Consider the following 20,026-nt stretch of genomic DNA (forward strand, 5'->3'; position numbering starts at 1 on the left):
GAGGATGGGGGCCATGAGTGCCCTCCCCGCCGACTCCGACGACCGTCGTTACACGCTCGCCCTGGGCTGCCCGGACCGGCCGGGCATCATCGCGCGCATCACGTCCTTCATCGCCGAATTCGGGGGGTCGATCGTGGAGGCGGGGTACCACTCCGATCCCGAATCGGGCTGGTTCTTCACCCGGCAGGCGCTGGCGGCCGCCACGGTCCCGTTCGGGCTCGACGAGTTGCGCGCCCGGTTCGCGGCCGTCGCGCGGGAGTTCGGGCCGCAGACCGAGTGGCAGCTGCTCGATTCGGCGGTGCGCCGCCGGGCGGTGCTGCTGGTCAGCCGGGACGGGCACTGCCTGCACGATCTGCTGGGCCGCGCGGTCAGCGGCGAACTTCCGGCGACCATCGAGGCGGTGATCGGCAATCATCCGGATCTGGCCGCGATGACCGAGGCGCACGGGGTGAAGTTCCATCACGTGCCGTTCCCGAAGGATCCCGCCGAGCGCGGCCCGGCCTTCGCGCAGGTCCGCGAACTGGTCGACGCGCACGAGCCGGACGCGGTGGTGCTGGCCCGGTTCATGCAGGTCCTCCCGGCCGAGCTGTGCGCGCACTGGGCGGGACGGGCGATCAACATCCACCACAGCTTCCTGCCGTCGTTCGTGGGGGCGCGGCCGTATCACCAGGCGTTCGCGCGCGGGGTGAAACTCATCGGGGCGACCTGCCATTACGTGACGGCGGAACTGGACGCGGGGCCGATCATCGAACAGGACGTCATCCGCATCGACCACGGCGACACCGTGCGCGACATGGTCCGCCAGGGCCGCGACATCGAGCGGGTGGTGCTCGCGCGCGGGCTGCGCTGGCATCTGGAGGGGCGGGTGCTCGTGCACGGCCGCCGCACGGTGGTGTTCAGCTGAGCGGCAGGCCAAGACCGGGCGCCCTTGACCGGCCTTGGCTGGCAACGCGGTCGCCCGTGCTGCCGCCCCGTCCCCCGGCTGACGTCGGGGAAGTCTGCTGCCTCCAGTGTCCGCTTCTCGGACACCGTACGCCCGTTACGATGCGGCGGCACCGCCCGGACGCATCCGCGGCACGGTCGTCTGGGCGACACGGATCAGGCGGCGCAGCTCGGCGTTGAACGCGTCGGGCGCCTCGATATTGGGCAGATGCCCGGTCGGCAGGACGGTGAAGCGGTCCAGGACTCCGTTGGCGGCCAGCAGCTCCGCGATCTCCTCGGAGTGGACGCGCGGCAGCAGTTTGTCGTGCTCCCCGGCGATCACACTGGTCGGCACGGTGATATGGGCGGCGGCCTCGGCGAGGTCGAGGGTGGTCAGATCGCGCGCCACCGCGCCGCGCACCATCGGGTTGCAGGAGCGGATGATCGACAGCCCGAACGCCGCCGCCTCCGCCTCGGCGGTCGGGCCCATGATGCGGTTCTTGAACAGTTCCCGCACCGCGACCGATCCGGGCAGCGGCAGCGGGGCGCCGAACAGCGCCTGCGCCAGCCACACCGGCGCGGGCACCACCTCGTTCAGCAGCGGAATGATCTTGGCGCGCCCGGTGATTCGGCCCGCGGCGGTGGTGGCGAGCATGATCGCCGAGGCGCGCGTGGCGACCTGCTCCGGAAACCGTTGCGCCCACGCCTGAATCGTCATGCCGCCCATGCTGTGGCCGACCAGTACCGCGCGCCGCCCGGGCGGCAGCACCGCGTCCAGGACGGCGGACAGATCCTCGGCGAGCCGGTCCGGGCCGAAACGCTCGGTGCCCGAGGTGGATTCGCCGTGCCCGCGCTGGTCGTAGGCGACCACGCGATAGTCGGCGGAGAATTCGTTGATCTGGGGGTTCCAGTACTCGATGCAGCACGACCAGCCGTGGATGAGCACGATCACATCGCCGTCCGCGGGACCGTAGGCGTGCACCCGCAGGCGAGCCCCGTCGGCGGTGGTGACGGATACGACGTCCGGCGACGGCGCCACGTTCAGCGCGGCCGTGGCGTAGGTGCGCGACCGCAGCCGCGCGCTGTAGGCGGCGTTGAGGGCGTCGACCCCACGGCGGATGCCGGTCCCCGGCAGCTTCACCAGCATGAGCACTCCTTTGTGTCCTCGCGCACACTACCGCGCTAGCCGTAGTGCTTGCTAGTGCAAGCGACAAAAAGATCGTTTCGCCGCCCACATCCCGCTTCCCCCGAATACCCGATCACCGCAAGGCAATTCGCCGGCATCCCCCGGAAGGACGGAGAAGTTTTGTTATCTGGAACACATATCGGAGCGGACCCGGGCGACGCTACGGGCCTCCCCGGTAACGAATCGCGAACGATCGCGGCCGCTGGAGTGGCTAGGCCGTGGCCTCGCGCACCGGCGCGAAGGTCGCGTCGAGCACCTCGCCGAGCTCCTGGTTGAACCGTTCGTACTGCTCGACATTGCCCAGATGTCCGGTGGGCAGGACCACCAGCTTCACGAATCCGCCCGACTCCCGCAGCATCTCGACGATGCGCTCGGAGTGCACGACCGGGGTCATATCGTCGGCGGAACCCGCGATGACGGTGGTGGGCACGGTCAGATTCACCGCCGCGCGGCCGAGGTCGAGTTCGGCGAGCAGGATGCCGAACTTCGCGCGCACCCGCGCGGGACAGGACCGCACGATGGCCATGGCGAAGTCGGCGACGTCCCCGGTCGAGGCCAGGCTCATGATCTGGCGGCGGAACACCCAGCGCACCGCGCGCAGCGGCGGGAACGCCAGCGGCGCGCCGAGCCCGAGGCGACCGAGCAGATCCGGCAGCGCGACCAGGCCGCGGTTGAACAGCGGCACCACGGTCGTCTCGGCGATCAGGCCGTGCGGGGCGGTGTTGGTGAGCACCACGGCGGCCGCGCGCTGGGTGACCTGTTCGGGGTAGCGGCCCGCCCATGCCTGAATCGTCATGCCGCCCAGGCTGTGCCCGACGAGCACGGCCCGCTGGCCCGGCCGCAGCGTCGCGTCGAGGACCGCGGACAGATCGTCGGCCAGCAGATCGGTGTCCACCCGGCCGTCGCCGAATTCGCTCTCGCCGTGGCCGCGGTGGTCGTAGGCGATCACGCGGTAGCGCCCGGCGAACTCGTTGATCTGGGGATTCCAGTACTCGAGGCAGCAGGTCCAGCCGTGGACCAGGACGATCACGTCGCCGTCGGCGGGACCGTAGGCGTGCACCCGCAGCCGTACCCCGTCGACCGCGGTCACGGGCACGACCTCGCGGGGCGCGGTCGGGGGGTTCAGCGCGGCGGTGGCGTAGACCCGAGTGCGCAGGCGGCCGCGATGGACGAGCATGCGCTCGTGCACCCGACGCGCGAGACCCGCGAACGGGTTGGGCGGCGTTGCCGACATCGGGCACTCCTTTGTGTGTTACTCACTGCCACAGTAACTCAAGCCCGAAGTGCTTGCTAGTGCTAGCAGGAGTCACCAGCGCGGCCCGCGCTGGATCTCGTCCACCTTGGGCCGCACGTCGGCCAGGTAGACGCCGGTGGCGACGACCGCGGCGATGCCGATCAGACCCACCGGGGTGCGCGCGAGGAACAACAGTCCCAGCGCCACCGCGAGGATGGTCACCCAGATCGGCTTGGTCAGCTTGTCCACGGCGGTGAAGGCGTCGGCACGCTGCCGGATGGCGTGGACCAGCGCGAAGATGGTCGCCCCCATAGCCGCCAGCCACAGCAGCCAGATGATTGCACTTGTCAGCTGGTACACACTTCCCATGATAGAAGCAACGCCCCCGCGCGGAGTGCTCGCGCGGGGGCGGTAGGGGTCACCCTTTGTTCGCCGTTACTCGGCGGGGGTGGTCTTCTTGGCCGCGGGGGCCTTCTTGGCGGGCGCCTTCTTCGGGGCGGCCTTCTTGGCGGGCTCGGTCTGCTCGGTCACCGAGACGACCTCGGCCTCGACGGCGTCGGCGGCCGCGTCGGCCTCCTCGGCGGCCCGGCCCAGCAGGCCGCGGGCCTGGACGGTGACCTTGCCCAGGATGTCCTCGACCCGGCCGAACTGCTCGTCGAACGCGGTGTTGGTCTCGCGCAGCTTGCCGACCCGCACCTCACCGCGCCCGGCCAGATCCTGGTACAGGTCCAGCAGCTGGTGGTAGTACTGGTCGACGACCCGGCGCAGCTCCTCGGGGGTCAGCTTCTCGCGCAGCTCGGCGACGTCGTCGGGCAGTTCGGCGGGCAGGGCGGCGAGGCGCTGACGCAGCGTCCCGAACTGCTCCTGGGCGTCGGCGGGCAGGTTGGCGAGCCGCTCGCGGGCCTCCTCGACCCGGCCGGAGACGTCGGCGGTGGCCGCGCGCTCCCGGAGCCGGTCGACGGCCTCGGTGACGGCGTTGAACAGGGCGTCGCCCGCGCCGACGGTGGCGTAGAGCGGCTTGGTGACGGTGGCGTTGGCTTGGGTCATGATGTTCCGTCCTCCTGGCGTGGAACTTCGGTCGGTGTGCCATGGGTGGCGTGCTGCGGAACCTCGTTGTCCCTGTCTCCCCCGGGAACGCCCCCCGCCGATTCCGGCGCGTCCCCTCCGAGGCCGTTCCCCGCGTTCTCGCGACGGAACGACTCGTAGATGTCCAGCAGGACCTGCTTCTGCCGCTCGGTGATTCCCGTTTCGGCCAGCAGGGCGTCCCGGACCGGGCTGTGCGGCCTCTGCTCGAGATAGCCCGCCCGCATGTACAAGACCTCCGAGGAGACCCGCAGACCCTTGGCGATCTGCGCGAGCACCTCGGCGGACGGGTTGCGCAACCCGCGCTCGATCTGGCTGAGGTACGGATTGCTCACCCCCGCCAGCTGAGCGAGCTGGCGTAGCGAGACCTGCGCGGCTTCCCGCTGCGCACGGATGAAGCTTCCGATGTCGTGCGCCGCGTTGGCTACGCGGGCCACCTTCGGCTCGGAACCCTCGGCATCGTCTGCCATCACTCACCTTCCGGCGGTTGTACTGTCGAGTCTAGGGCGTGGTGCTAACTCTTGCAAGCGCCCTGCTAGCACTAATTTCGATCGGATTCTCGGACTACGCCGACCAACCCGGGAACAGCAAATGCGAAACGGCGTAGATCGCCAGTCCGGCCAGCGAACCCACCACCGTTCCGTTGATGCGGATGAATTGCAGATCGCGACCGGCCTGCAATTCGATCTTGGAACTCGCCTCGTCGGCATCCCACCGCGCCACCGTATCGCTGATCAGCGTCGCGATCTCGGAACCGTAGTTCGACACCAGATATCGGACGCCGCGTTCGGTCCAGCCGTCGATCCGACCGCGCAGTTCCGGCTCGTCGACCAGCCGCTGGCCGAGTTGCTGCACGTTCTCGGTGATCTTGCGGCGCAGGGTGCTGTTCGGATCGTCGGCCGATTCCAGGATCATCCGCTTGGCGGCCCGCCAGGTGGCCTGGGCCATGCCGGTGATCTCCTCGCGGCCCATGATCTCGGTCTTGACCCGTTCGGCCTTCTTGATCATGGCGTCGTCGTACTGGAGATCGTGCGCGAAATCCTCGAGGAACCGGGTCGCGGCCAGGCGCACCTCGTGATCGGGCTGGGAGCGGACCTTCCAGGTGAATTCCACCAATTCCCGATAAATGCGCTCGGACAGCAGGACGTTGACGAATTTCGGCGCCCACGACGGCGCGTCGCGCATGACGATCCGGTCGATCGTCTCCTGACTGCCCAGCGCCCATTGATGGGCCCGCTCGGCGAGCAGATCCAGCAGGGGGGCCTGGCGGTTCTCGCCGAGCAGTTCGGCGAGCACCCGGCCGATCGGCGGACCCCACAGGGGTTCGGCGATGCGTTTCACGATGGTGTGATCGATCACCTGCTCGACGTCCTCGTCGCGCAGCGCGCCGATCACCGCGCGCAGCAGCGTCGAGGTCTCCTCCGAGATCCGGGCCGCGTGCGCGGGCTGCGCGGTCCAGCGTCCGAGCCGCAGCGAGATCTGGGCCGAATTCACCTTGGCCACAACGGTTTCCGGCGACAGGAAGTTGGTTCGCACGAAGTCGCCGAGGCTCTCGCCGAGCTGATCCTTCTTCTTGCGGATGATCGCGGTGTGCGGAATCGGCAGACCCAGCGGATGCCGGAACAGGGCGGTCACCGCGAACCAGTCCGCCAGCGCGCCGACCATGCCCGCCTCCGACGCCGCGCGCACGTATCCGACCCAGCCGCCGCCGATTCCGCGCGAACCCAGCCAGCAGCACACCAGATAGATCACCGTCGCCGCGAGCAGGAATCCGGTCGCGACGGCCTTCATCTTGCGCAGGTCACGCCGTTTTCCGCTCTCGTCCATGAGATCGGCGAACGAGCCCGCCGACACCGCCGGGCGCGTCTGGGTCGCAACGGGGACACTGCCGGGAGATTGCTCCATAACCCCATTCTGCTGGCTCGCCGAACCTCCCTCGCTTCTTCCCTGCGCGCGCGGAAAAAGACTTAAGCTGGGAGCGGCCCGCACACCCCCCGAGGGAGGAGTCCGCCCTGTCCACCGAAGACCTCGTCGAAGTCGAGGAACGAGCCGCACGCCCCGGCGCGAGCGCTCCGGCGCGCACGGGCCGAGTGGACGGCCGCAAGCGGCGCTGGCATCAGCACAAGATCGACCGGCGCGAGGAACTCGTCGACGGCACCCTGGCCGCGATCCGCAAGCGCGGCGGCGATATCGGCATGGACGAGATCGCCGCCGAGATCGGCGTCTCGAAAACCGTGCTGTACCGGTACTTCTCGGACAAGAGCGATCTGACCCGAGCGACCATGGAACGCTTCGTGGAGACCACGCTGATGCCGCGCATCTACGAGGCGATCAGCGACGACCTCGACGAATACCAGCTGGTGCGCAACACCCTCGCCGCCTACGTGCACACGGTCGACGCCGACACCGACGTCTACCGCTTCATCATGGGCAACGGCTCGAGCACCGACAAGTCGACCCTCGCCGACTTCGAGAAGCTGTTCGCCGACGTGGTCGCGGCCGTGCTGCGGGACAAGGCGTTCGACCGCGGCGTCTCCACCGAGGGCGTCATGCTCTACTCCTACGTCCTCGTGGGCGGCGTGCAGCTCGCCACGGACTGGTGGATCACCAACCGCGCCATGACCGCCGACAAGATGCTCGACCACATGACGATGATGGCGTGGAGCGCGATCGAGGGCATGGTCCGCGCGGGCGGCTCGCCCGAGGAGTTCAACGCCCAGCCGCACGCCCTGCCCGCGCCCCGCGGCTGAATTCGCCGCGCGGACGATCCCGCCGGTCGTATTCCGCGCCGCAACATTCCGCGCCGCGGTAATCCGCGGTGCGCGCATCCCGGCAACCCTTGACCCGGGCTGCCATATTCGGCAGCCTGTTAGCAGACTGCAAACGCTGGTCGAGGAATACGCAGAGAGGCGGAGTAGCTCTCCATGGCGAAAGAGTTGCCGACGTCCCGACTCGCGCGCGGAACGAAGCTGGGGGTGGCCGTCGCCGGTAACGTCATCCGCGCCCAACGGACCCGGCGCTCGATGCGCGGCCGCTCGGAGGCCGTCCGCGCGCGCATGGCCGAGGAGTCGATGATCCGCTCGACCGAGCAGATGGTCATGGTGCTGGGCACCATGAAGGGCGTGGCCATGAAGCTCGGCCAGATGCTGTCGGTGCTCGATCTCGATCTCGTCCCCGCCGAACATCGCGAACGCTTCCAGCGCCGACTGGCCGTGCTGCGCGACAGCGCGCCGAAGGTCTCCTTCGAGACCATGTGCGCGGTCGTCGAGGAGGATTTCGGCCGCCCGCTCTCCGAGGTCTTCGCCGAATTCGAGGCCGAGCCCATCGCCGCGGCCTCGATCGGCCAGGTGTACCGGGCCCGCCTGCACGACGGGCGGCAGGTCGCGGTGAAGGTGCAGTACCCGGGCATCGATGTGGCCGTGCGCGCGGACCTGAAGAACCTGGCCATGTTCCGTCGCATCCTCCAGTCGGCGATGCCGTGGGTGACCCCGGCCGTGCTCGACGAGTTGCGGCTGAATCTGGAGAGTGAACTCGACTACGTGGCCGAGGCGCGCACCCAGTACGAGATCGCGACCCTCTACGCCGACCATCCGTTCATCGTGGTGCCCAAGACGATGCCGGAGCTGTCCACCACCCGCGTACTGGTCAGCGAGTACTTCCCCGGCCACGGGTTCGACGAGATCCGGGCCCTGCCCGCCGCCGAACGCGATCGGGTCGGGGAGATCATCTACCGCTTCTACGTCGGTTCGCTGTTCACCTTCAACGAGTTCTGCGGCGACCCGCACCCGGGCAACCTGCTGCTCGGCGACGACGGGCGGGTGGCGTTCCTGGACTTCGGTCTCTACAACCGCATGGATCCCCAGCACGTGCAGGCCGAGATGGCCGGCATCCGCTACGCCGCCGAGGACCGCGCCGAGGAGTTGTGGCGGCTGCTGATCGACCGCGGCGTGATCGAGGAGCCCGACGAGGTCACCCCCGAGGAGGCGCTGGAGTACGTGCTGGCCGCCTGCGAATGGGTCGTGGTCGACGAGGAGCTGACGATCACCCCCGAATTGGCAAGCGGCGCTTTCGTTCTCGCGGTCGATCCGCGCGCGGCGGAGTACGCGGGCATGAAACAGCAGAACCTCCCCCCGGAGCATCTGTTCTCCCGGCGCGCCGATTTCCTCACCTTCGGCGTGCTCGGCCAGCTCGAGGCGACCGCGAACTGGCATCGCATCGCCCGCGAATGGCTCTACGGTGACCCACCGGTGACCGAATTGGGCAAGCTCCATCATTCGTGGCTGGCGCAGCACCCGCAGACGAAGAAGAATTCCTCCCGGGCGGGCACCGCCCGCAAGAAGTCCGGCACCACCAAGCGGCGCAAGGCGTAGCTCCATCCGGCCAGGCCCGCCGTCAGGAGATATCCATGGCAGACAGGGAATTCGACCTCGTGCTGTTCGGCGCGACCGGTTTCGTCGGCGGGCTGACCGCGGAGTATCTGGCCGGGGCGGCGCCCGCGGACGCGCGCATCGCGCTGGCGGGCCGATCCCCGGACAAGCTCACCACCGTGCGCGACGGCTTGGGTCCGGTGGCCGCGAATTGGCCACTGCTGGTTGCGGATTCGTCGGATCAGGCGGCGCTGGACGCGCTCGCCGCGCGCACGCGGGTGGTCGTCACGACGGTCGGCCCGTACCTGCGCTACGGCCTGCCGCTGGTCCAGGCGTGCGCGCAGGCGGGTACCCACTACGCCGACCTGACCGGGGAGCCGCCGTTCATCCGCGAATGCATCGATCGGTTCACCGAGCAGGCCGCGGGCACGGGCGCGAAGATCGTGAATTCCTGTGGCTACGACTCGATTCCGTCGGATCTGAACGTCTACCAGCTCTACCGCCGCTCGGTCGAGGACAACACCGGCGAACTCACCGACACCACGATGGTGGCCTGGCTCAAGGGCGGGGTGAGCGGCGGCACCGTCGACGCCCTGCGCGCGATGATGGAGTCGGTCGCCGCGGACCCGGCCAACGGCAGGATCATGACCCATCCGTATTCGCTCAGCCCCGACCCGGCCGTCGAACCCGATCTGGGCCGCCAGTCCGATCAGGCGCTCATGCGGGCGTCGGCCATCGATCCGAGCCTGCACGGCTGGGTGGCCACGTTCATCATGGGCCCGCACAACACCAAGATGGTGCGCCGCAGCAACGGGCTGCTGGGCTGGGCGTACGGCAAGAACTTCCGCTACCGCGAGGTGATGAGCGCCGGTTCGTCGCCGGTCGCGCCGCTGGCCGCGGCCGGGCTGGCGGGCGGGATCGTGGCGGGCGTCGCGGCGACGGCGGTGCTGTCGCGGGCCGCGGCCGGGCGGCGGCTGCTCGATCGCGTGCTGCCCAAGCCGGGCACCGGGCCGAGCGAGAAGTCCCGGCGCAACGGCTGGTTCACCTCGAAGACCTTCACCCGCACCACATCCGGCGCGAAGTACGTCGCCACCTTCTCCGGCACCGGCGATCCGGGCTATCAGGCCACCGCGGTCATGCTCGGCGAGTCGGGCCTGTGCCTGGCCTTCGACGACCTGCCCGCGCTGGCCGGGGTGCTCACCCCGGCCACGGCCATGGGCGACGCGCTGATCGAACGGCTGCGGGCGGCCGGGATGACCGTCGAGGTCGACCGGGCCTGAGCTATATCTGTGACAAATCGTTACAGCTAGGATGACCCTGTGAATCTCGCCCGGCGCACGATGAACAACCCGGCCTTCGCCCTGGTCTACGAGCGGGCCTGGCGTCCGGCCGCGTTCTTCCTGGCCACCGGCCGGACCATGCGGGCCGATCGGCACGACGCCGCCCGCACGCTGCGGCTGCGGCCCGGCAGCCGGGTCCTCGACGTGGCGTGTGGACCCGGCAACATCACCGGCTATCTGAGCACCCACCTGGCCGGTGACGGCTACGCGGTCGGCATCGACTTCTCCGGTCCGATGCTGCGCCAGGCCCGCGTCGACAACTCCGGTCCGCGGGTCGGCTACGTGCGCGGCGACGCGCGCCGATTGCCGTTCGCGGACGGCACATTCGACGCGGTCTGCTGCTTCGGCGCGCTGTATCTGATCCCGGATCCGCTGGTGGCCGCGCGGGAGATGATCCGGGTGCTGGCCCCCGGCGGCCGGATCGCGATCAGCACCAGCCATCGCGACGACACCTGGTTCGGCGCGGTGAGCACGCTGGTAGGCGGCGCGGGCGGGCTGCGGGTGTTCGACATCGACACCTTCCCGGACCTGTTCGAGCGGTCCGGCCTGACCGAGATCCGCCAGGAGGTGCACGGACTGCTGCAATACGTGAGCGCCACCTGCCCGGCCCGGTGACGAAATCGCCTCGGGCGCAAGCACGATCCCAACTCCGGCCCGAATATCGTGTGTCGGCTCACAGCGGCGAGGATCGGCGGCGACGTGCGCGATCCGGTAGATTCGCCAGACGGGGTCGGGGTCGGTCGTAACCGGAAGGGGAGCAGCAGTGCGGGTTCCGGACACCGGACAACAGGCCGCTCGCGAATTATATGCCGCGGCAACGGATCCGGGGGGCGCGGTCTTCGAGATCGCCGAGGATGTGGCGCGCAATCTGGCGGCGGCCTGCGATCGGCTGGTGGCGGATCTCCAGCACGCCCGCCGCGCCGATCAGCCGGTCACCGAGGTCGGCGGATTCCCGAATCTGCCCTCCGGACACGCCCTCACCCGCGGGTTCGCCGCGAAGGGCCGCGAATTCCACGACACCATCACCGCCTTCCAGCAGACCGCGCTGCTGTTCAAGGCGGCGTATCTGGCGGCGGGCAAGCACTTCGACGAGGCCGAGGCCGCCAATCGCGCGGCGCTGGAACTGATCACCGCGCGCTCCGAGGACGTGCGGTGACCCCACCCCCGGAGACCGATCCGCCGTTCGTGCCGGACCGGGAGGTGTTCGGCGCCTTCACCCATCAGGAGATCTGGGATCAGGTGCACGAGTCGCTGGATCCGGGCGCGCTCGGCGCGGTCGCGGACTCCTGGCGGCGGCACGCCGAACTGGTCGGGGAGGCGTTCCGGGTCTTCTCCGATTCGGTGAACGTCGAGTTCACCCGCTGGCGCGGCCGCGCCTACGAGGCCGCCCTCCAGGCCACCCGCGATTTCGTCGGCCGGGGCCTGGCCCTGCCCGAGGTGTGCGACACCCTGCAACGGCTCATGGAGTCCAATGCCGAAGCGGCGCAATCGATTCGGGACGCCATCCCGCCGCCGCCCCAGCCCTACCGGCCGCTGCCGGATCCGGCGGCCGAGGCCGTGCACGGCGGCCAGCGCCGCATGGACCACGATCTGGCCGCCGCGTCCGCCCTCGCCGACGCCCGCGACGTGCTCAGCTACGTCTACAACCAGACCCTGCCCGCCTCCGGCGATCGCGTCCCGCGGTTCACCCCGGCGCCGAGCGGGGGGCCGGAGTAGTGAAGTGGGTGCTCACCCCCGACGAGTTCACCCACGTCTGGGCCACCGAGACCGGGCTGGACCGGCGCCCGTACCCGGTGAACATGATCCCGGCAACCACCGCGCGCACCGAATCCGAGTACGCCGCACTGGGTTTGCGACATCGCTACGCCCGCAACACCGATCCGGACCTGACCGCGGCGCTGCTGTTGTGCGCGCGCGGCGACGCCACCACGATCACCATCTCCGGGGAACGAACCGGCGCCGAACCAGAACGCGTCCTCGCCTTCGCCGCCGTGGTCCATCAACACGCCGGAATCCTCATCGCCAAACCCGACGCGGTGGTCGTGCTGGTCTGTCACGCCCGCGCGCTCGGCGCGAAACTGGTCGAGGTGATCGGCTCCGCGCCGCCCGGTCAGCAGGGCCCGTTGCGCGAGCCGCAGGAGGCGGTGCTCGAACTGGAGGGCATGCCGCCCTATTCGGGTCCGAGCCATCGCGGCGCCGCCCGGTTCCGCCGCAAGCTGCGCGAATCGGTGGACTCGCGCGGTTTCATCACCGTCACCGTCGCCCCGGACAATCCGATGTCGCCGCCGACCCGCTACCGCACCTGGCTCGACTTCACCGGCGACGGCCGCTACCTGCTCACCACGGCCGCGGACCTCATCCTCAGCCCGGTCACCGACGCCGAGCTCGCCGCCCAGCTGGCCCGCCTGGCCTGCATCCAGTGAATCTCGGCCCGCGCGAGCCATACTCGCCGCATGGCAAAATCCTCCGACTCCCCGTTTCCCCCGGCCCTGCGCGCCGACGGCGTGCAGGTCGCCGACATCGACACCTCGGCCACGCCCGGCTTCGACGGCGACAAGGCGACCGGCGCGAAGCGGCTCGTCGAGCGCCAACAGGTGCTGTCGGATCTACAGGAGAAGCTCTACGCCAACGGCCGTTCCGGCGACCCGCGCAGTGTGCTGCTGGTGTTGCAGGGCATGGACACCGCGGGCAAGGGCGGCATCGTGCGGCACGTGATCGGATCGGTGGATCCGCAGGGCGTCGACCACGCGGCCTTCGGCGTGCCGACCGAGGAGGAGCGGCGCCACCACTACCTGTGGCGGATCGAGCGAAAGTTGCCGCGCGGCGGGCAGATCGGCGTGTTCGACCGCTCGCACTACGAGGACGTGCTGGTCGTGCGGGTCCACGAGCTGGTCCCGCGGCAGGTGTGGGCCGCCCGCTACGACGAGATCAACGAGTTCGAACGCGGTCTGGTGGAGGCGGGCACGACGCTGGTGAAGGTCGCCATGTTCGTCTCCCTCGACGAGCAGCGCAAGCGGCTGGCCCGGCGCCTGGAACGCCCGGACAAGTACTGGAAGTTCAATCCGGGCGATATCGACGAGCGGGCGTACTGGCCCGCGTACCAGGAGGCGTACCAGGCCGTCCTCGACCGCACCTCGACCGACTACGCGCCCTGGTACGTCGTTCCGGCCGACCGCAAGTGGTACGCCCGGCTCGCGGTCACCGAACTGCTCATCGACGCCCTGAGCGGGCTCGAACTGAGCTGGCCCGCACCCGCGTTCGACGTCGAGGAACAGCGCCGCCGCCTCGCCGAGTCCTGACGGGTTCTGTCCGGACTCTCAGGTTCGACCGGTATTGATGTGTGCGGGCGCGGCACGCGCGCGGGCCGCCCGTACGATCGGGGCGGCACGCACGGGTGTCCGGACGAGCACAGGAAGGCGTGGTGAACTCGAAGGTGAGCAACAATCCGCGGGGCAGGAACGCGCTGGCGGCGGTACAGCGGACCGATCGCAGGCGGACCATCGCGATCCAGGTGGGCGTGGCGGTCGTGCTGATCGGCCTGATCGCGGCCATCGGCATCAGCATCGCGGTGCGCCAGTCCGACAAGAACGACGCCGGGGCCGCGCCGACGATCACCACCAAGCCCCCGGCCCCGGACGCCGTCACCGGTTCCATCACCGACAACGGCTCGATCCGGATCGGCAAGCCCGGCGCCAAGGCCACGGTCCGCTTGGTCGCCGACCTCCAGTGCCCGGCCTGCCAGGTGTTCGAGGCCACCAACGCGACCGTCCTCGAGGACGAGGTGAAGGCCGGGACCGCGGCCGTCGAGTACAACATCATCGCGTTCCTCGACCGCGCCTCGGGCGGCGCCCGCTACTCCTCGCGCGCGGCCAACGCGGCCTACTGCGTGGCCGAGAACGATCCCGCCAAATTCCAGGGGTGGGTGGCGAGCATGTACAAGCAGCAGCCCCCGGAGGGCTCCGGCGGCCTGCCCAACGAGAAGCTGGTCCAGATCGCGCAGGAGGCCGGGTACACCGATCCCGTTGTGGCCCAATGCATCAACGACGACAAGTACGACTCGTACGTGCAGAAGGTCACCAAGGACGTGCTGAACAGCGGCATCCAGTCGACGCCGACCGTGTTCGTGAACGGGCAGCAGCTCGCCCCGCAGGACATCGCCGCGCCCGACGCGTTCCGCCAGAAGATCGAGGCCGCGGCGAAGTGATCGCGGCGCCCGTTCGTTCCGCCTGGTTGCTGCTGATCGCCTCGCTGGCGGGCTGGATCGCGGCGGTCACCCTGACCGTCGAGCGGTTCAAGCTGTTCATGGATCCGAACTATCGGCCGTCGTGCAGCATCAACCCGGTGTTGTCGTGCGGGTCGGTCATGGCCACCGATCAGGCCGCCGTCTTCGGCTTCCCCAACCCCCTGATCGGCGTGGTCGGCTTCTCGGTGGCGGTCACCCTCGCCGTCCTGGCCGTCGCGGGCGTCGGGCTGCCCCGCTGGTTCTGGGCGGGCCTGTGGCTGGGCCTGCTCCTCGGCATGGTGTTCATCGGCTGGCTGATCTTCCAGAGCCTCTACCGCATCAACGCCCTGTGCCCCTACTGCATGGTCGTCTGGACCGCCACCCCCCTCATGCTCGCCGTCACCACCGACCAACTCTTCGGCGGTTCCCGCGGCCCGGCCCGCATCCTCGCCGAATGGCGCTGGACCGTCGTCGCGGTCTTCTACGCCGTGGTGATCCTGCTGGTGTTCCTGCGGTTCCAGGACTACTGGCTGTCGCTGGTCTAGTTCGGCGGGCCCGACGCCAGGACCACGGGCAGGGTGCGGTGGGTGCCGTCGGGGTCGGTGAGGTCCAAACGCACTGTGTCCGAAGGCTTTCGGGTGTTCAGGGCGGCCTTGAGGCTCTGGACCGAGGTGATGGTGCGGCCGTCGACGGCGGTGATGACCTCGCCCACGAGCAGGCCCGCGGTGTAGGCGGGCTGGCCGTAGAGGGTGACGTCGACGCGGGCGCCGGGCGGTTGGCGGGCGTCGGAGGTGAGGACGCCGAGGGTGGCGGTCGGGCCGACGTGGACGGTGTCGGTGGGGATGCCCGAGCGGATCTGGCGGACCACGGTCATGGCCGTATCGATCGGGACCGCGTAGCCGCTCGCCCGGCCGGCGGCCCTGGCGACCTCCCCCGACGCGGCGGTGATCACGCCGACCACCGCGCCGTACCGATCGACCAGCGCCCCGCCCGACTGCCCCGACGCCACCGGCGCGGCCACCTCGATCATGCCCGCGAGCGCCTTGCGGGACAGGTCCGCGGCGTCGCGGGCCACGATCGAACTGCTCAGCGACGTCACCGAACCCGGTGTGACAGTGGGTGATCCGGTGCCGCCCGCGTTGCCGATGGCCAGGATCTCGTCGCCCAGCCGCAGCGCGGCCGAACTGCCCACCCGCGCCACCGGCAGCCCGAACGCCCCCGACAGCGACAGCAACGCGATATCGCTGGTCGCGTCGTAGCCGAGCACGACCGCGGGATAGGCGCGGCCGTTGCCCAGATCCCCGACGGTGATGACGTCCGCCCCCTTCACCACGTGATGACTGGTCAGCACCTGCCCGTCGGCGGTGAGCACGATGCCCGATCCGGCGGCGCTGATCCCGCTCGGGCGGATCGAGACGTCGACATTGACCAATTCGGGTTCGACGTCGGCGGCCACCAGCGCCGCGTCCAAGGGCGGCAGCGGCGGCCCGAGCAGTGTGGTCGAGCGGTCGCCGGATCCGAATGTCAAGCGCGGCAACTCGTTTCGATAACCGAACAGCACCAGGGCCGTCAACAGCACGGCGAGTATCAGCGCGGCCGTGCGACCGGCCCGTCCGACCCGGCGCGGCCGCGCCCGGTCCACATCGATATCCGTGCCGTCGTACATGACACTCCCGCCTCGTACGCGCCCGCGGGCTTCGGCGATTGTGCTTCTATGTGTACCAAAACAACCCGAGCGTGTCGCGGGATCAGTGATTCAGCGCGGAAACACCGAACATGAGCCCCGCACCCCCGATCGTGCACGCCAGCACCAGCCGCGACGGCCGCCCAGCGTGCGCCTCCGGCAGGATGTCCCCGGTCGCCAGGTACAGCAGGAACCCCGCGAAGTAGCCGAGGTAGAGCCCGGCCAGATTCGCGGGTACGCGGACGAGCGTCCCGATCAGCGCGCCCACCACCGGCGCGATCGCGTCCAGCACCAGCAGCACCACCGCCCGCCGATGCGCGTTGCCGTACAGCGTCGGAATGGTGAACGCGTTGAACCCGTCGGCGAAGTCGTGGCAGATCACCGCGATCGCCACCGACAGGCCGAGCGCGGTCCCGGTCTGGAACCCCACCCCGATGCTCAGCCCGTCGAGCATGCTGTGGAACACCAGCCCGCAGGCCGCGATCAGCCCGACCGACTGGAAGTCGTGGCTGTGCGCCCCGAACTCGTTCTCGTGCCCGACGTGCACGGCCATCTCCTGCTCGATGATGTGCACGGTGAAGAACCCGACCACCCCCGCGATCAACGCCCCCGGCACCCCGGCGACCTCGTAGTGCGATTCGGCCAGCGCGTCGGGCAGCAGATCGAAGGCCACCACCCCGAGCAGCACGCCCGCGGCCAACCCCAGCACCAGCCGTTTGCGCTCCCCGATCCGCGCCGCCACCAAGCCACCCAGCAACGTCGAGCACATCGAGACCAGGGCCAGCAGAATCGCCATCCGCACAGCATCGGCCACCAACCGCGCGACCGTGCGGCAAACCGCGCGGCGAGTTGGCCGAGGAGTTGCGCATTTCCGCCGCAACCACGCGGCGAGTTGGCCGGGGAGTTGCGCACTCCCCCCGGCAACCGCGCGGCGCGTTGGCCATCTCTCGATGGTTTGCGTCGGTAACTATGCGCGGGTAGGCATGGAAGCATGACCACTGCCGCCGCGTATGCCATCGACGCACCCGACGGGCGCTTCGCCAAGACCACGATCGAGCGACGCGAACTCGGCCCGAACGACGTACTGATCGACATCAAGTACGCGGGCATCTGCCATTCCGACATCCACACCGCCCGCGACGAGTGGCACGGCACCGCCTATCCCTGCGTGCCCGGCCACGAGATCGCCGGGATCGTCGCCGCCGTCGGCTCGGGCGTCACCAAGCACAAGGTCGGCGACCGCGTCGGCGTCGGCTGCATGGTGGACTCCTGCGGCGAGTGCTCCTCCTGCCTGGCGGGCGAGGAGAGCTACTGCCTGCGCGGTGCGACCATGACCTACAACGGCCGCGTGCCCGAGGAGGTCCAGCCGGGCGGCGTGACCTTCGGCGGCTACTCCACCCAGGTGGTGGTGACCGAGCACTTCGTCCTCTCCATCCCGGACGGCATCAGCCTGGAACAGGCCGCGCCCCTGCTGTGCGCGGGCATCACGCTGTATTCGCCGCTGCGGCACTGGAACGCCGGACCCGGCAAGCAGGTCGCCATCGTCGGCATGGGCGGTCTCGGCCACGTCGGGGTGAAGATCGCCAGCGCGCTGGGCGCCGAGGTCACCGTCCTCAGTCATTCGCTGAGCAAGGAGGCCGACGGCCGCCGCTTCGGGGCGCGGCACTACTACGCCACCAGCGACAAGCAGACCTTCCGCGAGTTGCGCAGCCGCTTCGACCTGATCCTCAACACGGTCTCCGCCGATCTGCCCATCAACGACTACATGCGCCTGCTGGCCCTGGACGGCACCCTCGTGATGCTGGGCCTGCCCGACAAACCCGTTGCGGTGCAACCGTTCACGCTGACCGGCCGCCGCCGCTCGCTGGCGGGCTCCAATATCGGCGGCATCGCCGAGACCCAGCAGATGCTCGACTTCTGCGCCGAACACCACATCGGCGCCGAGATCGAGGTCATCTCCGCCGACCGCATCGATGAGGCGTACGAGCGGGCCATCGCCAGCGACGTCCGCTACCGGTTCGTCATCGACACCGCCACCATCTGAGCGGAGGTCCGCCGCAACAGCCCCGAAAGCGCTTGGCGCACTTCGGACATCCGCGCCCGGCCGCGCTCGGTCGTATCGTATTCGAGCTGGATGGTCAGGCGGTCGCCCACGGTGAACACGGTCAGTTTCGGCGGCATCCCCGGGCCCATGGCGAAGACGTCGGTGCGGAGGTAGCGCAGCCCCGCCGGGAGTACATGCGCCGGGAGGCGGCCCACATTGGACAGGGCGAGGGTCGGCGGTGAGCTGAACATCGCCGCCGTCGCCTCGTCCCGAATGTGCCGCGGCAGCAACGCGATCAGGGCCGGAAGGCGGGCCTCGCGTGCCGCGCGGACATCGGCATCGATGATCCGGCCGAGTTCGACCGGATCCGGTGTGGCGGGCACCGACAGCGGTGTCCCGAATCCGGCCGCGCAGTTGAGCACGAGGCTCTCGGGCACGGCCGGGTCGAGGGCGCCCCGGATATCGGCCGCGTAGCCGCAGACCATCGGCAGCGGATCGGCGTCGTCGAACCGACCGCGCACCGCCGCCAGCGCGCATCCGCTCAACAGGCTGTGCACCGTCAGCCCGGCCGCTCGCGCGGCGGCCGCGAAGCGTTCGGTCTCGCCGGGGTCCAACTCGATGCGGTCCAGGGCGTAGCGGCCGCGGGGGTCGTCGGGAACGCCGTCGAACGGCAGCGTACGAGGCGGTTCGGCGAGGACACCCCGCATGGCGTCGAGCAGTCCGAGTACCGCCGAGTCGGGGATCACCGCGGCCAGCCGATCGTCGATCGCCTCCGGAAGATCCTGCGGCACATCGGAAATCGGGAGTGGATCGCCCTGCACGCGGGCCGTGTAACGCCGCCACATCTCACCCAGCAACGCGAAAGCCGAACGGCCGTCCGCGATTCCGTGATGGATGACCAGCACGACCCGGCTGACCGCGCCGTCCCGCAGCACGACCGCGCGGAACAGGCCGCCGGTCCAGTCCTGCGGCCGATTCACCAGGCGCAGGTACTCCTCCTCGCCACCCTCGACCACCTCGACCGGCGCGCGGTACCCCTCGACCCGGCGCAGCGTCGGCACGTCCGCGTCGGGCACGTACCGGCAGCCGAGCAGCGGATGGCCCGCGACCAACTCGTCCAGCACGGCCGCCAGGACGGCCGGGTCCGGCTCGCCCTCGACCGTCGCGCCGATGAACAACGCCATGCCACCGACGGGCACCGAGCCCAGGTGCGCCTCGGCGCGGAAGAAGCCTTGCTCGAACGGGGATATCGGGCGCTGCACGACCATCGCGGGCCTGCCTCTCGTCTCGGGGGTCACCTCCGAAAGCATACAGGCGTTTCAAACACCTGTCAGAAACAAATGTATGAAACGTTCGTCAGCCACCGCTTGCTACCCTGCTGACGTGGGAACTCGTGACGATCTCCTGTCCGCGGCAAAGGAGTGCCTCGCCGAACGCGGCTACGCGCGGACCACGGTGCGCGACATCGTCTTCCGCTCCGGGAGCAATCTGGCCGCGATCAACTACCACTTCGGCACCCGCGACGCCCTGCTCGAGCAGGCGATGATCGAATCGACGACCGACGCGGTCCAGCACATCCTCGACACCTTCGGCGACACCGCCGAGGACCGGCCCTCGGCCCGGTTGCAGGCGTTCCTGCAACAGTTGATCAAGACCTTCACCGAGGACCGCGCGCTGTGGGCGGCGAATATCGAAAGCCTCGCGCAGGCACTGCATTCCGGGGAGGTCCGCGACGAGATGGCGGCCAAACAGGAGCTGGCCCGCCAATCCCTGGCCCGCATGCTCGTTCCCGGCGATCGCGCCGACGACGCCCTCGGCGCGGTCCTGCTCACCCTGCTCGACGGCCTGCTCATCCAGTGGCTGCTCGCGCCCGCCGGGGCGCCGACGGCGAGCACCATCGTCACCGGCCTGCGCACCCTCGCCCACGCGCTGGACGGTTAGGCCC

22 protein-coding genes are annotated in these 20,026 nt (G+C 69.7%); 13 read left to right on the forward strand and 9 right to left on the reverse strand.

Translation table 11 applies throughout. From position 1 onward, the window contains the following. Positions 1 to 13: 13 nt before the first annotated feature. Complete coding sequence (gene purU, locus ACWDSJ_RS30150) at positions 14 to 904, forward strand: formyltetrahydrofolate deformylase (RefSeq protein ID WP_450035901.1); 891 nt, start codon at positions 14 to 16, stop codon at positions 902 to 904. A 135-nt stretch (positions 905 to 1,039) separates the two neighbouring features. Here purU and ACWDSJ_RS30155 read toward each other — a convergent pair whose 3' ends face one another. The 6 genes from ACWDSJ_RS30155 to ACWDSJ_RS30180 all read right to left on the reverse strand — a co-directional run bounded on the left by ACWDSJ_RS30155 (position 1,040) and on the right by ACWDSJ_RS30180 (position 6,329). Then, entirely contained in the window at positions 1,040 to 2,068 is a 1,029-nt protein-coding gene (locus ACWDSJ_RS30155; RefSeq protein WP_450035902.1) for an alpha/beta fold hydrolase, read from the reverse strand. A 250-nt stretch (positions 2,069 to 2,318) separates the two neighbouring features. Beyond that, complete coding sequence (locus ACWDSJ_RS30160) at positions 2,319 to 3,341, reverse strand: alpha/beta fold hydrolase (RefSeq protein ID WP_450035903.1); 1,023 nt, start codon at positions 3,339 to 3,341, stop codon at positions 2,319 to 2,321. Between the two features lie 72 nt (positions 3,342 to 3,413). After that, positions 3,414 to 3,710, reverse strand: a complete 297-nt coding sequence (locus tag ACWDSJ_RS30165) for a DUF2516 family protein (RefSeq protein WP_387359386.1) — start codon at positions 3,708 to 3,710, stop codon at positions 3,414 to 3,416. Positions 3,711 to 3,776: 66 nt separating this feature from the next. Beyond that, positions 3,777 to 4,388 (reverse strand): heparin-binding hemagglutinin, encoded by a 612-nt coding sequence (locus ACWDSJ_RS30170; protein ID WP_450035905.1) that lies wholly within the window; start codon positions 4,386 to 4,388, stop codon positions 3,777 to 3,779. After that, complete coding sequence (locus ACWDSJ_RS30175; protein WP_387359382.1) at positions 4,385 to 4,894, reverse strand: helix-turn-helix domain-containing protein; 510 nt, start codon at positions 4,892 to 4,894, stop codon at positions 4,385 to 4,387. Before ACWDSJ_RS30175 ends, ACWDSJ_RS30170 begins: the two co-directional genes overlap by 4 nt. Positions 4,895 to 4,988: 94 nt before the next feature. Then, the gene (locus ACWDSJ_RS30180) at positions 4,989 to 6,329 is read right to left on the reverse strand and encodes a DUF445 domain-containing protein (protein WP_450035908.1); all 1,341 of its coding nucleotides are present in this window, start codon (positions 6,327 to 6,329) and stop codon (positions 4,989 to 4,991) included. A gap of 185 nt (positions 6,330 to 6,514) precedes the next feature. Between ACWDSJ_RS30180 and ACWDSJ_RS30185 the strand changes: the two genes are divergently transcribed. The 10 genes from ACWDSJ_RS30185 (at position 6,515) to ACWDSJ_RS30230 (ending at position 14,898) form a co-directional block, all read left to right on the forward strand. Further along, on the forward strand, positions 6,515 to 7,174 hold the full coding sequence (locus ACWDSJ_RS30185) for a TetR/AcrR family transcriptional regulator (RefSeq protein ID WP_387359378.1): 660 nt from the start codon (positions 6,515 to 6,517) through the stop codon (positions 7,172 to 7,174). A 174-nt stretch (positions 7,175 to 7,348) separates the two neighbouring features. After that, positions 7,349 to 8,794: an ABC1 kinase family protein gene (locus ACWDSJ_RS30190; RefSeq protein WP_450035910.1), complete on the forward strand. Its 1,446-nt coding sequence runs from the start codon at positions 7,349 to 7,351 to the stop codon at positions 8,792 to 8,794. Between the two features lie 29 nt (positions 8,795 to 8,823). Beyond that, on the forward strand, positions 8,824 to 10,071 hold the full coding sequence (locus tag ACWDSJ_RS30195) for a saccharopine dehydrogenase family protein (RefSeq protein WP_450035999.1): 1,248 nt from the start codon (positions 8,824 to 8,826) through the stop codon (positions 10,069 to 10,071). A 39-nt stretch (positions 10,072 to 10,110) separates the two neighbouring features. Further along, positions 10,111 to 10,746, forward strand: a complete 636-nt coding sequence (locus ACWDSJ_RS30200) for a class I SAM-dependent methyltransferase (RefSeq protein ID WP_450035911.1) — start codon at positions 10,111 to 10,113, stop codon at positions 10,744 to 10,746. A gap of 148 nt (positions 10,747 to 10,894) precedes the next feature. Beyond that, the gene (locus ACWDSJ_RS30205; RefSeq protein WP_387359373.1) at positions 10,895 to 11,287 is read left to right on the forward strand and encodes a hypothetical protein; all 393 of its coding nucleotides are present in this window, start codon (positions 10,895 to 10,897) and stop codon (positions 11,285 to 11,287) included. Continuing rightward, on the forward strand, positions 11,284 to 11,847 hold the full coding sequence (locus ACWDSJ_RS30210) for a hypothetical protein (RefSeq protein WP_387359371.1): 564 nt from the start codon (positions 11,284 to 11,286) through the stop codon (positions 11,845 to 11,847). The genes ACWDSJ_RS30205 and ACWDSJ_RS30210 overlap by 4 nt, the downstream gene beginning before the upstream one ends. After that, positions 11,847 to 12,554 (forward strand): ESX secretion-associated protein EspG, encoded by a 708-nt coding sequence (locus tag ACWDSJ_RS30215; protein ID WP_387359369.1) that lies wholly within the window; start codon positions 11,847 to 11,849, stop codon positions 12,552 to 12,554. The genes ACWDSJ_RS30210 and ACWDSJ_RS30215 overlap by 1 nt, the downstream gene beginning before the upstream one ends. 30 nt (positions 12,555 to 12,584) lie before the next feature. Beyond that, complete coding sequence (locus ACWDSJ_RS30220; RefSeq protein WP_450035913.1) at positions 12,585 to 13,430, forward strand: polyphosphate kinase 2 family protein; 846 nt, start codon at positions 12,585 to 12,587, stop codon at positions 13,428 to 13,430. Between the two features lie 122 nt (positions 13,431 to 13,552). Beyond that, positions 13,553 to 14,335 (forward strand): DsbA family protein, encoded by a 783-nt coding sequence (locus tag ACWDSJ_RS30225; RefSeq protein ID WP_450035915.1) that lies wholly within the window; start codon positions 13,553 to 13,555, stop codon positions 14,333 to 14,335. Then, a complete protein-coding gene (locus ACWDSJ_RS30230; protein WP_450035916.1) occupies positions 14,332 to 14,898 on the forward strand; it encodes a vitamin K epoxide reductase family protein in 567 nt (188 codons plus the stop codon). Before ACWDSJ_RS30225 ends, ACWDSJ_RS30230 begins: the two co-directional genes overlap by 4 nt. On the opposite strand, the gene ACWDSJ_RS30235 is transcribed toward ACWDSJ_RS30230, so the two are convergent. Beyond that, on the reverse strand, positions 14,895 to 16,019 hold the full coding sequence (locus ACWDSJ_RS30235) for a S1C family serine protease (protein ID WP_450035918.1): 1,125 nt from the start codon (positions 16,017 to 16,019) through the stop codon (positions 14,895 to 14,897). The genes ACWDSJ_RS30230 and ACWDSJ_RS30235 overlap by 4 nt on opposite strands. Positions 16,020 to 16,101: 82 nt before the next feature. Then, on the reverse strand, positions 16,102 to 16,833 hold the full coding sequence (locus tag ACWDSJ_RS30240; RefSeq protein WP_450035920.1) for a ZIP family metal transporter: 732 nt from the start codon (positions 16,831 to 16,833) through the stop codon (positions 16,102 to 16,104). 195 nt (positions 16,834 to 17,028) lie between these two features. Here ACWDSJ_RS30240 and ACWDSJ_RS30245 point away from each other — a divergent pair, with 195 nt between their 5' ends. Continuing rightward, positions 17,029 to 18,081 (forward strand): NAD(P)-dependent alcohol dehydrogenase, encoded by a 1,053-nt coding sequence (locus ACWDSJ_RS30245; RefSeq protein ID WP_450035922.1) that lies wholly within the window; start codon positions 17,029 to 17,031, stop codon positions 18,079 to 18,081. On the opposite strand, the gene ACWDSJ_RS30250 is transcribed toward ACWDSJ_RS30245, so the two are convergent. After that, a complete protein-coding gene (locus ACWDSJ_RS30250; protein WP_450035924.1) occupies positions 18,048 to 19,379 on the reverse strand; it encodes a phthiocerol/phthiodiolone dimycocerosyl transferase family protein in 1,332 nt (443 codons plus the stop codon). The genes ACWDSJ_RS30245 and ACWDSJ_RS30250 overlap by 34 nt on opposite strands. A gap of 85 nt (positions 19,380 to 19,464) precedes the next feature. Here ACWDSJ_RS30250 and ACWDSJ_RS30255 point away from each other — a divergent pair, with 85 nt between their 5' ends. Continuing rightward, positions 19,465 to 20,022: a TetR/AcrR family transcriptional regulator gene (locus tag ACWDSJ_RS30255; protein WP_387359354.1), complete on the forward strand. Its 558-nt coding sequence runs from the start codon at positions 19,465 to 19,467 to the stop codon at positions 20,020 to 20,022. The last annotated feature ends 4 nt before the right edge of the window (positions 20,023 to 20,026 follow it).

The organism is Nocardia sp. NPDC003482 (assembly GCF_053588115.1).

What these genes read in the sequence shown, in the direction of transcription:
- purU (WP_450035901.1), top strand. Translation starts at nt 14, where the DNA reads ATGAGTGCCCTCCCCGCCGACTCCGACGACCGTCGTTACACGCTCGCC.
- ACWDSJ_RS30155 (WP_450035902.1), bottom strand. Translation starts at nt 2,068, where the DNA reads ATGCTGGTGAAGCTGCCGGGGACCGGCATCCGCCGTGGGGTCGACGCC.
- ACWDSJ_RS30160 (WP_450035903.1), bottom strand. Translation starts at nt 3,341, where the DNA reads ATGTCGGCAACGCCGCCCAACCCGTTCGCGGGTCTCGCGCGTCGGGTG.
- ACWDSJ_RS30165 (WP_387359386.1), bottom strand. Translation starts at nt 3,710, where the DNA reads ATGGGAAGTGTGTACCAGCTGACAAGTGCAATCATCTGGCTGCTGTGG.
- ACWDSJ_RS30170 (WP_450035905.1), bottom strand. Translation starts at nt 4,388, where the DNA reads ATGACCCAAGCCAACGCCACCGTCACCAAGCCGCTCTACGCCACCGTC.
- ACWDSJ_RS30175 (WP_387359382.1), bottom strand. Translation starts at nt 4,894, where the DNA reads ATGGCAGACGATGCCGAGGGTTCCGAGCCGAAGGTGGCCCGCGTAGCC.
- ACWDSJ_RS30180 (WP_450035908.1), bottom strand. Translation starts at nt 6,329, where the DNA reads ATGGAGCAATCTCCCGGCAGTGTCCCCGTTGCGACCCAGACGCGCCCG.
- ACWDSJ_RS30190 (WP_450035910.1), top strand. Translation starts at nt 7,349, where the DNA reads ATGGCGAAAGAGTTGCCGACGTCCCGACTCGCGCGCGGAACGAAGCTG.
- ACWDSJ_RS30220 (WP_450035913.1), top strand. Translation starts at nt 12,585, where the DNA reads ATGGCAAAATCCTCCGACTCCCCGTTTCCCCCGGCCCTGCGCGCCGAC.
- ACWDSJ_RS30235 (WP_450035918.1), bottom strand. Translation starts at nt 16,019, where the DNA reads ATGTACGACGGCACGGATATCGATGTGGACCGGGCGCGGCCGCGCCGG.
- ACWDSJ_RS30240 (WP_450035920.1), bottom strand. Translation starts at nt 16,833, where the DNA reads ATGGCGATTCTGCTGGCCCTGGTCTCGATGTGCTCGACGTTGCTGGGT.
- ACWDSJ_RS30245 (WP_450035922.1), top strand. Translation starts at nt 17,029, where the DNA reads ATGACCACTGCCGCCGCGTATGCCATCGACGCACCCGACGGGCGCTTC.